Genomic DNA, 13,893 nt, shown 5'->3' with positions numbered 1-13,893 from the left:
ATGAAACGATATGCACATGGTTGTTGTTGGTATCTGAATGAGCTACAATTATAAAAGGATTCTGGCCATACCCCATTCTTTCCAGCCAGTTTTCGGCAATTTTGGTAAGTTCTTCTTTTGTATTTTCCCTTCCCTTGCATGAAATCATAACATGCAGTTGTGGATCTTTTACCCTGGTGTTTGATGCCGACCAGCTTTTCAAGTAGTTCTTGACTTCTTCCGGTTTCAGGTTGTGGGCAGCCTCCTGTAGTATTCCAAAATTCTGGATGCTCATTAGCTTACCGGTCTGCCGATCCATTTTGTTTGTATTGTAGCGCACACCGCCAAACGAACCGGTTTTAGACAATATTTTAACTCGCATATTAAATTCTTATACTGAAAGGTTTGGGAGAAAGAATGTGAAGATTGGAATGTGTTGTATGAAATGATTTCTCAATAATGTTGTTTTTCATTAATGATAAATATCCGCAAGGTCATGAACGAGAGTTTTAGGTTCAGGATTGGAGAAATAGTCATCATAGTTATTTTTTAACTCAGAGAAAAGTGTAAAAAATAATACAGAGTTACATTCGAATTGCCATACCTGTATTTCTTCTCCTTGTAACTCATTAACTTTTTCGCAAAAAGTAAATATCAAATCATTAAGGTGTCTTTCAAAGGAATCTTTATTAACCTCAATATTCAAGTACAAATAACATCGCCAAACAATAGTTTCTCTATTTTCAGAAACATTGCTAGCAATAATTCTTAGTATTGCCGGATTACATTTAATAGAACCTGTATCTGAAAAATCATAATTTATATCTTTTATTTCATCATTTGTAAAAATATAACAAACTCTAACTGCCCCTATTATTGCAATAATTCCAATTGCAATGAAGGCAATAGAGATGATCATTTTTGTACCATCATTTACAGGAAGTAGATTTTTTGAAAAAATGGTAATTATAAATGCAAAAAGAATAACCATAATATAAATGGAGATTGTTCTTGATAAGTTCCGTCGGTATTTATATACAAAAGGGTACATATTTGTATTATTCATAAGTTCGTTGTATAAATTCAAGTTTCTCCATTTTGGGTAGTGCCGGTTATTATATAAACCTCAATAAAATCTAAAAGCTCTTTTTCGTACCTAACGATCTCTTCTCTTTTCAGAAATGAAATGGAATGAATAATGATATGTTGAGCTTCGATTCGGGCATGGTCTTTACCGTGTGCTTCCATCCACCTGCGTAAATGTTCTTTTACAGCAGCTTTTGCATAAGTATTGCCTTTTGCTGCCGATTTTATTACCTCCTTTTGAAGGATTAGATAGTCTGATAGCATAGCTGAATTTATTTAGGGACATACTCATGTTTTCTGATGAATTTAGGAGCTTCGAAGAATTGCCGAAAACTTTCCCAACAATTATTTAACCGCTCTTCAAATACATCATTTCCAACAATCCGATAGTTCGTATTTTCATCAAAAGCTTTTCCTATTGCTTCCCACTTTTTCGAAACTTCATCGGTTGAATGAGCAAAGGGACTTTCTTTTAACCGGACAATTTTTCCGTGTTCAATCTTATAATCAGTTTCCCTGAAATTGACCGTTATTTCCTTCCAGTCAATTTCAACTTCCAGTTGGGGATTAAATTTGAGCAGAGTTGAAAATATAAGGTCCTTTCGGTAAGCCGGTTCGTCTGCTAATTTTTTAATAGCCTTACTAAACGCAGAGTAAAACACATTTACCGTTTCTGCAAAATCAGTATAGGTTATTTTGTTGTACTCATTCTTGTATTTATAAAGAGCAGAAGGAGAGTCAATAAATCTTAAGTGAATCTTCTCGATATTCTTTTTCATACATCTTATTGATAAACAAATTGCCTTTTTATCTGATAGATGCATGTAGGTGTCTTTAAAATTTAGATTTGATTTTTTACCCTGTATATCCTGGGTATAAAAAGGGAAATAGTAATTGTATTGCAGGTTTGGTCTTTTCATTGTCAGTGTTTTATTGGTTTCTGCTATTTGGCCATTTCCCGAATTAGTGTTCTAAATGCAACCCTCACTTCCTCTTGTTTTTTTATATGTTCCAAAAGAACTTCTTCAAGTCTGGTTGCAACTTCAGGAGTTAGTTTTTTTTCGATGGTTAATGTGTTCGTGTATTTCGCCAACTGGTTGATGTTGTTGCCTTGCCTGGAAAGTTCTGTTCCCAGATGGTGTATTTCTTTTAAAAACTCAACATGGTTGAAAGAGACATTTTCATCAAAACTCTTTTTTAGAATGTAATCCGAGATAGATAATCCGTAACTATCAGCAATCTTTTTGATTTTATTTTTTTGATTATCCGTACACCAAACCCTTATTCGATTAGAACGTTTTTCTGAATTCGGGATTTTTGGGCGACCGCCCATATTTTTAATATAATTCATTATTGGCTGTTTAGATGATTGAGTTGCGAAATCATTTTAGTCCCAAATTTTATTTGGGCAAGAAGGTTTTTAGGGGACTAAAAACACTACTTGCACCTTAAAAAACGTAAGCCGGTGCATGAAGCCTCCAGTGCATCGGGGAGAAATTGGGCGTGCAACTAAAAAGAAAAGAATATTGGGGCGCTGTTATGATGGTATCGATGTAACAGGGTAATAAGTGATGACAGTAACTATATCAAAAAGAGTAGCAATATAACATTGTAACATTATAACCTGGTAACAAAATAGTATGATAGAGGGGTAACAATACAACAAAGTAACTTTGTGGTCTTTGATTCGGTTAAAGTGTTCTTCCTCATTTTTGAGGATTCTCCATTATTTTTTTTAGCTCTTCAATGTCAAGTAGATCTTTGGTGCGGCCGGATTTGATCTTGCTTGTAATCAAATCATCCACTGAGAGCACATTCCATTTCATTAATTTGGAACCTTCGATTGTTACGACAGTACTGTCTTTGTAAGCCTGGTCAAAACTTTTATTTACAGAAAACTTTGTAATGAGTTCCAAATCCAGGTCGGCAGGGGAAAATTTTACGGAAATGTTCTGTTTTTGCTCTTTTACGCTTTCGGGGAAATCGGTTATTTGATATCCCATTTCATTAAAAACTTCCAGTAGCCTGTTAAGGTTGTCCTTTTGGGTATCAATCCAAAAATCTACATCTGCCGAATGTCTTTGAAAACCATAAAAATTAACTGCTCCTCCGCCTACCAGCAACATCCGTACTTTATGCTTGTTTGCTAATTTTAGAAAAGTATCAATGTTTTCTTTCCAGATGTTTTCCATGTTCACCTATATTGATAATAAAATTCTCATCGATCTTATTCACTTTCTTTCCCGGGAACTGCATGATTTTTTCGCTCAGCGACAGGAAAGAATAGAAACGTTCTGCTGGTGATAAGGCCAGAAAATTATTTTTCTGCTCCTCATTGGCTTCCTCTTTTGTTCGGTATAAAATTCTCATTTCGAATAAATATAACAACGTAGCAACATAACAAAGTAACAAAATAACATTGAAACATTGTAACATGTTACCTAGTCAGGCTTTTTTTTTGAGTGGGTAATTCTGATATGATTTTCTCATTGTAATCAGAAAAACCGGAAAACAAATATCGCTTGTCTTTCGATAAAGGATAAGCAATTTGGAAGTCTATAGTCGCTTTATTGCCGCTTTTATCGTTATCGAAATAGAGGTTAATATCTGAATATTTTTTCGAATTAAAATAAACAGCGTCTATTGCTTTTTTTGTCAACGAGGTCGAGTTTAAAATAATATTAGTGTCTTTCAACGAGACTTCTTTCTCCTTTAATGCAGAAAGAAAATCCATTGCGCCTTCAAAGGCATTCATTCGCTCACCATTGCCAATAGTGAGAAGGTCTTTTTGACCAATACAAATTTTACCGTATTTTGAGCGAACATCGTAGCCTCCGACATCATTGCTCCATCCAACGCCGAAATAGCGTTTACTGGCTCCTGAGTCGTCAATATAGTCGTAATAGACCTCGGATACGATTCCGCTTTTTACAGCTTCAGTAAAAACTCCACGCGCTTGCAAATAGGAGGTAAGGGCAAAGTTGTTTCCCAAGGGCTTTACACTTGCTATCTCGTGTTTCTTTTGAGGTGTTTTTCTGATCGAATTATTTTCTACCTGATTAATTGGGAATGGTGTCTTTTGGGAATATACGTTCAGGTGCTGAATGGCCTCCCTAAGATTGGATCTTTTCATTTCCATTACCAGGTCGATTATACTCCCGCCCTTGCCGGAACCATGATCGAACCAAACACCTCTTGAATCATTCACGGTAAACGAGGGGTCGTTATCCTCTCTTATTGGGGAGCGATAGAATAACTCATTCCCGGATTGTCGTACAGGCTTAAATCCTTCACTTCTTAGATAATTTGATATCAGAATTGAGTCCTTTATTTGGGTAGTATTCATAGCAAGTTTATTTTGAATTCCCTGAGGATAAACTAGAATCCGTTTTTTAGAATATTGAATGCCTGGTCGTCGGAGATGTCTTGAGCAAATACCTTTAGGTACGTTTTTTTTAGTTCCGCGACTTTCAATTCTTTGTTTGCTTCGGAGTTTAACCAGTTTTGAAAAGAATCAATATCGTGGCTTTTCCTTGTGTACTCAAAGAATGCTTTCAATTCAGTTATAAGTGCAAAAAAGAACACATGCTCCTTACTAAGGTGTTTTCCTGAATTATCTTCCTGGAAATGTAATTTGACATTGTATTTTGTATTCCCGGATTCTACGAATGAATAGAAGAATGGAAATTTTGCTTTATCTCTCAAATGATTAAGACTGTTTTGCAAAGCCTCCTTTTTATGGAAAGTTGTTTTGCCATAAATTCCGGCACGATTGGCCATTGCATCAACTGAAACAGTTGTTTCGCACAAGCCTTTAGACCTTAGCGTATGTCTTAAAATAGACAGATATACAACTAAGGCCTGACGTCGTTCTTTTCCTTTTGTCAATCCTGCAAGCCGGTAAGCATCAATGTCAATCGAATAATAGCGACGAATGAAGCCATTTAATAGTTCGTGACTTATTTTTACGTCATAAATTTTTGCATGTGACTTGGATTTGGCGATAGTAATCTTTACATCACTCAGGAGTCTAATCGATTCCAAATGCACGATGCTATCTCCATTCGTATCTTTATACACACTACTGAAAATAAGATTATGACTCATCATGCGTAACAGGACATAATCAAAAACCGTTTCAAACGAGAACCCTTCAATAACCGGAGCATTTTTATTTGAGAAACGTGAATGCCTCATTGCTAGCTCTTGTCTTCTTCTTCCGGTAACTTTACAGAAATCTTTTAATGTGAAACGGGTATAGCCAAATAGATCCGTTTTTATTTGCCGGGAAATAAAGATGATAAAATCAAGTACCAAGGTCGCATCATCATCAAAACTGCTCCGTATATCAGAAAGGTTATCTGCAATGGCCCGATCAAGCCTACCATATTGAGTGAAAATGTCATTCATAAGTATGACTATTAAAATTGGGAGCATCCTCCGCACGACCGGAATGGGGGCTTACCCAGATGCCATATATAATGAATCCGCTACCACTGGATAAATGGTCACGGCAGAATATCATTTGATAATTGGTTGACCTTAACCACTATTGGTGTTTGTCAATTCAGCTTATTACAGCCTCCCGGCGTCTGCAACCCGGTAATTTCGCGCCATGTTTTTCTCCCCCTTGTTGTACCATTAATCGGGGACGCGCACAGAACTATATCATTTCAAAGATCGAAGAAGTTATTGTCCGGCACCCATTCCGGATCCCGGTCCTGGATAAACTTTAGTTCATCCGCATATTTTTCACATAGCGTTTCAAATTTTGCGTTCATCATAGTCCTTATTACCCTTCTCAGTTTTGTCCTCGCCTCAGGTTCTTCCCGTTTGGTTTTTGGAGAAGTTTGCTTTCGTACTTCATCCTTAACCAGGTTGGCGATATTACGGGTCAATAGTTCTATGTCCAACTCAGGGGTCATTGGCGTTGCTTCTCTTTTTCGTAACTTAAGCCGGTAACAACGAAAAGGATTTCTCTTGCTGCTCGTATGATATCGGTTTTTTGAACTTTTGCACCACTTCTCAATTGATATAAAACTTCGGAGCGAGTGGCACCGGTTCGTGCCTGAATCATTGAAACCATGCCTCGTGGCATATTGTGGCAGATAAATATTAATTCATCTTGGGAAGCCTTTTTGAAAGTATTATCACTTAAATTATGCATATTTGAAGAATCATAAATGAACAATACAAACATAGAAGAAAATTATCTTCTATGCAAGAGTCAAAGAAGATAATTATCATCTTTCTATTATGAGTCTTTTAAAGCGATTACAAGAACTAGTTGAAAACGAGAAGATAAGCTTAACTTATTTAGAACAAAAAATAGGTGCAAGCAAGGGCGTTTTGAGCAGGGCTGTAAAGAAAAATACGGATATTCAAGCAAAATGGCTCATAGAGATAGTTGAAAATTATCCCCACTATAACACCGAATGGCTTCTCACGGGTAAGGGTGAAATGCTCAAGGAGCCTGAACGGCCCAAAGAGCAATTCAGTGGTACCGAAAAAAGTTTGATGGACAAACTGCTGGAAAGCAATGATAAGCTCATCAAACTTCAGCAGCAAGAAATTGAACAGCTAAAAAAAGAAATAGAATCGTTAAAATTTGAAATCCACCCCCAAAAGAATGAAGATAGGCGTGGATTGGGAAAAAAATAAGATCATTGGACGAAAATTGAAGTGTAATCTTTTTCTTTTAGTTGTTATTGTCTATAAATAAACTGAAATTTTACTCGAAAACTTGGCTTTTCCCTAATATGAAGATATATTATATATATATCATCGGAATAGCAGACACCCAAAAAAGATAAGGCTTTCATTATTAGCGATATAGTTCTTGTGTGGCATCGAAATAGTGGACACCGAACCTTAATCTATCGAAATAGCGGACACCGAAAGACTATTTCATCGAAATAGCGAACACCCAAATAGAAATCCATCGAAATAGCGGACACCCAAATAATGGGTTATCGGAATGCCGGACAAAGAAAATCGTCTTTATCGAAATAGTGGACACCGAAAATGCCGTTTATCGAAATACCGGACAGCCATATCGAAATACCGGACAGCCACAAATTCCAAATTGATCTTTTTTAAGCCTGTTTGTTTCTTTCGTTTCGCTTAGGTCACGACATTAAATAAACTGTCTTTTGAGATTTTCAACCTGCTCTGTGAGTTTGATCCAGCGCGAAGATTTAAGTTGCGCAGTCATTTGGTAAATACGAATTGTTTGAATCGCAGTCTGCATATTTATTGGGTAAGATAGTGTTCTGAAAATAACGTATAAGGCGGATTGAGACGGTAAAATTATCCACTTAAATTGACGCTGACAATGGAAGATGTTTTTATCGTTCCAGGCACAGTATACTTGGTTGGTTACTTAACGATTCTGCTGTAATTCCGTTCATCTATCCAGATCTTCTAAGGGGAAAAGTTGTATGTAAGACTTCAGTAATTTGTTAGTAGAAGTTTGGCATAAAAGTATGATATTGTAAACGGTATAGTTAATTTTTAACAAAAAACTAATGAAATTTACCAACCACATAGCGCCAATCCATCAAAATTGAATATCAGATTGTCTTTATTATACTATTCGAAACTTCTATCCTTCAATCTCACATGCAAGGAGCATTCATTCAGTAAGTTGCAAAATTCAAGAAAAGACAATTTACAAGACGCAACAATCAATAAATAACAAACTAAAGCCATTAACATTGCAAAATAATCGTTACATTTAATGCACTAAAACTACCACCTTTTGAATACGCGCCCGCAAATAAAGCTCGAATACGGAGAACACCGCCAACAGCAGGTTGTTTTTGTACGGTTTGCGTTTAACCGGGAAATTAGTGAGCTGGTAAAAAATACACTACCAGTGCGTTGGAGCAGAACTCATGGATGCTGGTATATTGCAAGGGAAAATTTTGATTTAAACCACCTCTTTCAACAACTCAGAGGAAAAATATGGCTCGATTATTCGGCTTTAAAGCCAAACAAGAATAAGCCTCCACAACAAGAACCAGCCCAGACAAAACGCAGCTATAATCTTAATGCCGTTAAGGTTCGGTTATCGACGAGTGTAAAAGAACAATTAGGGCATTTTAAGAAATGGATGGAACAACGCCGATACGCAACAAACACAATAAAAACTTACGTTCACCAGTTAGAAATATTTTTTGGGTATTATGCCAGCCGTACACCGGAAGAAATTACAAAAGAAGATGTTACACGGTTTAATTCGGATTTTATAATTAAAAACGGTTTAAGCAATACATTTCAAAACCAAACGGTAAGCGCCCTAAAACAATTTTTCGAGTTTTTAACCACCAAATCGTTAAACGTTGATGCGCTTGAACGCCCCCGCCGAAGCAGACCACTGCCAAAAGTAATTCCGTTGGAGTTGGTACAGGAAATGCTTACGCGCATAGCTAACCCAAAACACAAACTGGCCTTAGCAACCATTTATGGGTTAGGACTAAGAAGAAGCGAGTTGCTAAATTTAAGGCTTTCAGCCATTGATTTTCAGCGCGCATCGGTTACCATATTTAATGGAAAGGGGAAAAAGGATCGGGTATTGCCATTGCCCCAAAAATTGGCCCGGATGATGCAGAATTACATTCGTATTACCGAGCCTCAAACGTGGTTAATAGAGGGGAATTTAAAGGGATATCCTTACTCGACAACCAGTTTGCAAAATATTTTTGATAAATACATGACCAATGTGAAGAATAATCATAATTTTACTTTGCATTGTTTGCGGCACAGCATTGCAACCCATTTACTGGAGTCAGGCACCGATTTACGTTATATACAGGAGCTTTTGGGGCACAAATCGTCGCGTACAACGGAAATATACACCCACGTAAGCATGAAAAGTTTAAAAAACATAAAAAACCCGCTTAGTGACTTTGAACTGTAAAATCATAAAACATGAACATATCCAGCAATATACGGTGGGTAGAGTTGAAAAATATGAACAGATAAGTAAGTTAGCAAACATTTTAAACCGAAAGAAATTAATACTAATGACCTTAAATTTTATAACTATGAAAAATTTAAATTTCGCATTTTTATTTCTATCAATTATCTTGATTAATTGTACTGGAAATTCTTCAAAAAAAACTGTGGAAACTCCCGTAACTATCGTTGAACACACAATTCATAACGAAGATGTTTACGACGCTCCAATAAAAACTCAAATTACATTAGAAGTATTAGTAAACACTGAGAATTTGAATGAACAAAAAATTAGAGACCTCTTGAATTATTTGTATGATAAAACCAAAAAAAGGACAGGATTTCAATATCATAAAAATCCAACTAATATTTTTATTTACGCATTTACCACAAAAGAAAAAGCAGAATCCGGCATGGGACAATGGGTTGGAATGATTTCTAAGAGTTATGATGAAACCATTCCTAAAATTAGTATCAGTGAAACTCAACTAAATTCATTGAATGAAGTGGAAGAAGAAAAATGGGGATTAACCCAAAATCAGCGACTAGAAGTATGGGACAAAATAATTCGTCTGGAAGATAAAGCTCAACTTGAAGCTGATAAAAAATATCCACTTAACAAAGCTGGAATTACAATGGATGATATTAATAAAAATTCAGATTTAATGAAAAAATTAAAAAGTCAATATGAAATTGAACTTGCAAAGGAATACTCAATTTCTAAAAACATAATTGACTCAGTTGGAATAGAAGGATTAAAGAAAGGATGGGCATTCCCAAAATAAAGATAAAAAACGTTTGCTAACAAATTGTAAATTGCATTGCGGGGTTTGTGGTGTGTCGTTCGCTGGATTCTCGTTTCGCAGTTCCGTGTCCTTCGGACAGGAACGCTCTTCGAAATCCGCAACGACAACTTACAAGTGACCGTTAGGCGCAAAACTAAAATCATCCAGAAAAATCGTAAATTGCCTTATTTAAAATTATTCACTAAAAAAATTAGTCTTATGAAATTAAATTTCTTAGTTCCATTTTTGCTACTGGCAACTTATACTTGTCTGGCACAGTCGCAATCAAAAAAACCGAACATTATCGTTATGTTCTCAGATGATGTTGGTGAAACTAATGTTAGCTTGTACAGCAAAGGTGTTATGGGCTACCGTACACCTAATATCGACCGAATTGGGGAAGAGGGAGTTACTTTTACCGACTATTATGGAGAACAATCCTGCACCGCAGGACGTGCCGCTTTTATTACAGGACAATATGCTGTTCGGGTTGGACTTCCGAAAGTTGGGTTGGTAGGTTCACCCCAGGGATTAAACAGCAAAGATGTTACCTTGGCAGAAATGCTAAAACCGCTTGGCTACGCAACTGGTCAATTCGGTAAAAACCATCTTGGAGACCGTAACGAATTTTTACCAACAGTTCATGGATTCGACGAATTTTATGGCCATTTATACCATTTGAATACGTTTACTGAGATGTTCGATAAAGACTACCCAATTAACGATAAAGAGTTTGTAGAAAAATATGGCCCTCGTGGTGTTATCGAGAGTTATGCTTCAACAAAAGATGATACATCATCAGACCCACGTTTTGGGAAAGTTGGAAAACAAACGGTTAAAGACACTGGTCCATTGACAGAAGAAAGAATCAAGTTACTCGATGAAGAGTTTACCGACAAAACATTAGACTTTATCCGAAGAAATGTAAAAGACAATAAACCATTTTTCTGTTGGTACAATACAAGCCGTATGCACTTTCCTACTATTTTGGCCGATAAATGGGAAGGAAAAACAGGACAGGATTTGTATGCCGACGGTATGAAAGAACTCGACTATTACGTTGGACAAATTCTTGATTTAGTAGACGAATTGGGAATTGCAGATAATACAATAATCGTGTGGACAAGCGACAATGGCCCTATGACCATGAACTGGCCTGATGGAGGAATGGCACCTTATCGCTCCGAGAAAGGAACAAATTGGGAAGGCGCATTCCGTGTGCCTTGCGTAATGCGCTGGCCGGGTGTGATTAAGCCGGGAACTGAATTAAATGGAATTGTAGCACATCACGATTGGTTTCCAACATTGTATGCGGCGGCCAGTGGTGACGGGAATATTGTGGAAGAACTTATGGAAGGAAAGACCATTGGTGGTGTGGATTACAAAGTACATTTAGACGGTTATAACTTGATACCTTATTTAAGTGGAAAAACCGAAAAAAGTCCGCGACAGGATTTTATGTACTTTGGCGACGATATGTCGTTGCTGGCACTTCGTTACAACGATTGGAAATTTACGTTTGCCGAGCAACGGGCACAACCCGGAACATGGGATTTATGGAGAGACCCGTTTGTTGAATTACGAGTACCAAGAATAGAAAATTTGCGTCGTGACCCATTTGAAAGAGCTCAGAAAGAAAGTACCACCTACGCCATGTGGATTCAGGATAAACAATTTATGTTGGTTCCTGTAAGCGTTTATGCCGGTAAAATGGCAGCTTCGTTTGAAAAATTTCCACCACGTGGAGCACCGGCAAATTATTCACTTTCAAATGTTCTAAAAGCATTGCAGACCCCTACCCATTAATTTTAAAACAACAAATTGAAATAATTTAAAATGACTGTCAGATAGTTTTGTGTTTTCTAAACTATCTGGCAGTCTTGTTTTGACAGGGAAGAAAAAGTTCAGCGCCTAACAATCTGTATATGTCATAGCCGGTTTTTATGGGTAATTGTAAGCTCATTTCCCGCATCTGCTTCATCTCGGTTTGACAGGAAAGTAGCCCGCAATCGGCTACGCCACATACAGGTAACCGTTATGCATAATTTTAATGAAGACATTTATGGAATTAACTAAAGTCTTGCATCTTATTAGAAAATCAACATTATGAAAGCTATAAATATTTTACTACTAAGTCTAATTTTCAGCAATTTACTTGCACAAGAAATTGTAGAAAAAGAAATCAAAACAGAAGTTAATGAAGTAACTGTTTTCATTGACAAAGCACAAGTTACAAGACAAAAAACGGTTGAACTTAACTCTGGAATTACAATTTTAAAATTTATAAACCTGTCCCCTTTTATTGACGCAAAAAGTGTTCAGGTTAAAGCAAGTGGAGATGTGACTGTTTTGGCAGTAAATCATCAGCAAAACTTTATTGATAAACTAGAAAAATCTGAAGAAGTAAAAAAAATTGAAGAAAAACTTGAAGACCTAAACGGTCAAATAAAATTAGAAGAAACCTACCTCTCGATTTTAAAAGATGAACTGACTTTTTTAAATGACAATCGGATTATCAGCGGGAAAAACAATGAATTAAATATTTCGACACTCAAAGAAGCATCTGAATTTTACAGTTCTAAACTGACTGCATTAAAACTCAAAGAAATAGAAAGAAATAAAACTTTAAAGAATTTAAGAAAACAAAAAAACGAACTTCAAAACCAATTAAATACATTAACAAGCAAGAAAGAATTTGCTTCGGGAGAAATCTTAGTAAAAGTTCAAAGTAAAATTAAAACAAACCCGTCTTTCGAATTATCATACATTGTTGACAATGCAGGTTGGTATCCAACATATGATATTCGTGCCAAAACAATAAATGACCCGGTAGAAATTATTTATAAAGCAAATTTACGGCAAGACACAAAAGTTGATTGGAAAAATGTAAAACTTAGTTTTTCTTCTTCAAATCCGAATTCATCGGGAGTTGCTCCAGAACTTCAAACTTATTATCTCGACTATTATAGTTTGCCGCCGGTTTACAATAAATCGATAAACTCAGTTAGTGGTCAGGTTGTGGATGAAGAAAACCAACCATTAATTGGTGTAACGGTAATGGTGCCAAAAACTACTATTGGAGCAGTAACAGATATGAACGGAAATTATTCAATTACTCTTCCGAATAATGCGGATTATCTAAACTTTTCGTTTGTAGGTTGCGAAAGTCAAACAATGCCAATTACAAGCTCAGTAATTAATGTAAAAATGGTTGAAGATGTAGCGGGATTGGACGAAGTTGTAGTGATTGGCTATGGTGTTCAAAAGGATGAAGAAAGAGATGACGCTCTCCAAGGGAAAACAGCAGGACTCATGATAAGAGGTAATTCTACTTTAAAAAGTAGAATTTCTGAAAGTATTGCAATTCCGTTTGAAAAAACGGAAAATCAAACATATATAAACTTTGAAATTTCAACTCCGTATTCAATCAATTCAGACAATAAAAACTATTCGGTTGACATGGTAGTGTATCAAGTACCTGCATTTTTCCAATATTATTCAATACCTAAAATTGAAAAAGAAGCTTACTTAATTGCAAATATAACTGACTGGGAAAAATATAATTTATTGGAGGGTGAAGCCAATATCTTTTTCGAAGGAACATTTGTTGGAAAATCACTTTTAGATGTTCGGTTCGCATCAGACACTTTGCAACTTTCGTTGGGTAAAGACAAAAATGTCATTGTTAACCGAGAAAAAGAAAAAGATTTTGAAACCAGACAATTTATTGGGTCAAAGAAAGAAGAATCAAAATCATGGAAAACAACTATTAAAAACAATAAAAGTCAAGAGATTAATATGGTTGTACTTGACCAAGCTCCTGTATCAAAACTCGAAGAAATTGAAGTAAATATTCAAAATGTTTCAGGCGGTAAGCTAAACAAAGAAAGTGGAGAAGTTAAATGGGAGTTTACGTTAAAGCCTATGGAGAAAAAAGAATTTGATTTAAAATATTCAGTTAAATATCCAAAATCGAGGGATTTGACAATAGAATAAAAAACTATGCATAACAATTAAGGTTCAGATGGCATGCAATGCCTAATCTGAACCGGGTGTTGACGCAAACCGGCATTGAAACGGGGAC

15 protein-coding genes are annotated in these 13,893 nt (G+C 36.1%); 5 read left to right on the top strand and 10 right to left on the bottom strand.

The window, feature by feature from the left end; genetic code table 11:
* The 10 genes from QZ576_RS22080 to QZ576_RS22035 form a co-directional block, all read right to left on the bottom strand.
* On the bottom strand, nucleotides 1-361 hold a 361-nt coding region (locus QZ576_RS22080), incomplete at its 3' end, for a relaxase/mobilization nuclease domain-containing protein (RefSeq protein ID WP_297101657.1).
* A 90-nt stretch (nucleotides 362-451) separates the two neighbouring features.
* Nucleotides 452-1,045, bottom strand: coding sequence for a hypothetical protein (locus tag QZ576_RS22075; protein WP_297101654.1), 594 nt, complete (start codon nucleotides 1,043-1,045; stop codon nucleotides 452-454).
* 17 nt (nucleotides 1,046-1,062) lie between these two features.
* Entirely contained in the window at nucleotides 1,063-1,329 is a 267-nt protein-coding gene (locus tag QZ576_RS22070; protein ID WP_297101652.1) for a hypothetical protein, read from the bottom strand.
* A gap of 8 nt (nucleotides 1,330-1,337) precedes the next feature.
* Complete coding sequence (locus tag QZ576_RS22065) at nucleotides 1,338-1,985, bottom strand: hypothetical protein (protein ID WP_297101651.1); 648 nt, start codon at nucleotides 1,983-1,985, stop codon at nucleotides 1,338-1,340.
* Nucleotides 1,986-2,008: 23 nt separating this feature from the next.
* Entirely contained in the window at nucleotides 2,009-2,416 is a 408-nt protein-coding gene (mobC, locus tag QZ576_RS22060) for a plasmid mobilization relaxosome protein MobC (RefSeq protein WP_297101649.1), read from the bottom strand.
* 355 nt (nucleotides 2,417-2,771) lie between these two features.
* Nucleotides 2,772-3,257, bottom strand: coding sequence for a nucleotidyltransferase (locus QZ576_RS22055; protein WP_297101647.1), 486 nt, complete (start codon nucleotides 3,255-3,257; stop codon nucleotides 2,772-2,774).
* The gene (locus QZ576_RS22050) at nucleotides 3,229-3,435 is read right to left on the bottom strand and encodes a hypothetical protein (protein ID WP_297101645.1); all 207 of its coding nucleotides are present in this window, start codon (nucleotides 3,433-3,435) and stop codon (nucleotides 3,229-3,231) included. The genes QZ576_RS22055 and QZ576_RS22050 overlap by 29 nt, the downstream gene beginning before the upstream one ends.
* 67 nt (nucleotides 3,436-3,502) lie before the next feature.
* Nucleotides 3,503-4,411: a toprim domain-containing protein gene (locus tag QZ576_RS22045; RefSeq protein ID WP_297101643.1), complete on the bottom strand. Its 909-nt coding sequence runs from the start codon at nucleotides 4,409-4,411 to the stop codon at nucleotides 3,503-3,505.
* Nucleotides 4,412-4,443: 32 nt separating this feature from the next.
* On the bottom strand, nucleotides 4,444-5,475 hold the full coding sequence (locus QZ576_RS22040) for a hypothetical protein (RefSeq protein ID WP_297101641.1): 1,032 nt from the start codon (nucleotides 5,473-5,475) through the stop codon (nucleotides 4,444-4,446).
* Nucleotides 5,476-5,986: 511 nt separating this feature from the next.
* On the bottom strand, nucleotides 5,987-6,265 hold the full coding sequence (locus QZ576_RS22035) for a hypothetical protein (RefSeq protein WP_297101640.1): 279 nt from the start codon (nucleotides 6,263-6,265) through the stop codon (nucleotides 5,987-5,989).
* Between the two features lie 56 nt (nucleotides 6,266-6,321).
* Between QZ576_RS22035 and QZ576_RS22030 the strand changes: the two genes are divergently transcribed.
* From QZ576_RS22030 to QZ576_RS22010, 5 genes are all read left to right on the top strand, one after another.
* On the top strand, nucleotides 6,322-6,726 hold the full coding sequence (locus QZ576_RS22030; RefSeq protein WP_297101638.1) for a hypothetical protein: 405 nt from the start codon (nucleotides 6,322-6,324) through the stop codon (nucleotides 6,724-6,726).
* A 1,099-nt stretch (nucleotides 6,727-7,825) separates the two neighbouring features.
* Nucleotides 7,826-8,986, top strand: a complete 1,161-nt coding sequence (locus QZ576_RS22025; RefSeq protein ID WP_297101637.1) for a tyrosine-type recombinase/integrase — start codon at nucleotides 7,826-7,828, stop codon at nucleotides 8,984-8,986.
* Between the two features lie 127 nt (nucleotides 8,987-9,113).
* A complete protein-coding gene (locus tag QZ576_RS22020; RefSeq protein ID WP_297101636.1) occupies nucleotides 9,114-9,809 on the top strand; it encodes a hypothetical protein in 696 nt (231 codons plus the stop codon).
* A gap of 219 nt (nucleotides 9,810-10,028) precedes the next feature.
* Nucleotides 10,029-11,615, top strand: a complete 1,587-nt coding sequence (locus QZ576_RS22015) for an arylsulfatase (protein WP_297101633.1) — start codon at nucleotides 10,029-10,031, stop codon at nucleotides 11,613-11,615.
* Nucleotides 11,616-11,915: 300 nt separating this feature from the next.
* Nucleotides 11,916-13,805, top strand: a complete 1,890-nt coding sequence (locus QZ576_RS22010) for a DUF4139 domain-containing protein (protein WP_297101632.1) — start codon at nucleotides 11,916-11,918, stop codon at nucleotides 13,803-13,805.
* Nucleotides 13,806-13,893 lie beyond the last annotated feature (88 nt).

Origin of the sequence: uncultured Draconibacterium sp., from assembly GCF_913060805.1 — a bacterium.
Classification (GTDB): Bacteria; Bacteroidota; Bacteroidia; order Bacteroidales; family Prolixibacteraceae; genus Draconibacterium.
Note: the sequence above shows the minus strand (reverse complement) of the source record. Positions and strands in the feature narration are given on the sequence as shown.

Bases quoted from the DNA above. Each gene is read 5' to 3' on its own strand.
- QZ576_RS22010 (WP_297101632.1), top strand. From the start codon at position 11,916: ATGAAAGCTATAAATATTTTACTACTAAGTCTAATTTTCAGCAATTTA.
- QZ576_RS22030 (WP_297101638.1), top strand. From the start codon at position 6,322: ATGAGTCTTTTAAAGCGATTACAAGAACTAGTTGAAAACGAGAAGATA.
- QZ576_RS22020 (WP_297101636.1), top strand. From the start codon at position 9,114: ATGAAAAATTTAAATTTCGCATTTTTATTTCTATCAATTATCTTGATT.
- QZ576_RS22075 (WP_297101654.1), bottom strand. From the start codon at position 1,045: ATGAATAATACAAATATGTACCCTTTTGTATATAAATACCGACGGAAC.
- QZ576_RS22055 (WP_297101647.1), bottom strand. From the start codon at position 3,257: ATGGAAAACATCTGGAAAGAAAACATTGATACTTTTCTAAAATTAGCA.
- QZ576_RS22050 (WP_297101645.1), bottom strand. From the start codon at position 3,435: ATGAGAATTTTATACCGAACAAAAGAGGAAGCCAATGAGGAGCAGAAA.
- QZ576_RS22065 (WP_297101651.1), bottom strand. From the start codon at position 1,985: ATGAAAAGACCAAACCTGCAATACAATTACTATTTCCCTTTTTATACC.
- QZ576_RS22070 (WP_297101652.1), bottom strand. From the start codon at position 1,329: ATGCTATCAGACTATCTAATCCTTCAAAAGGAGGTAATAAAATCGGCA.
- QZ576_RS22040 (WP_297101641.1), bottom strand. From the start codon at position 5,475: ATGAATGACATTTTCACTCAATATGGTAGGCTTGATCGGGCCATTGCA.
- QZ576_RS22035 (WP_297101640.1), bottom strand. From the start codon at position 6,265: ATGTTTGTATTGTTCATTTATGATTCTTCAAATATGCATAATTTAAGT.
- mobC (WP_297101649.1), bottom strand. From the start codon at position 2,416: ATGAATTATATTAAAAATATGGGCGGTCGCCCAAAAATCCCGAATTCA.
- QZ576_RS22045 (WP_297101643.1), bottom strand. From the start codon at position 4,411: ATGAATACTACCCAAATAAAGGACTCAATTCTGATATCAAATTATCTA.
- QZ576_RS22015 (WP_297101633.1), top strand. From the start codon at position 10,029: ATGAAATTAAATTTCTTAGTTCCATTTTTGCTACTGGCAACTTATACT.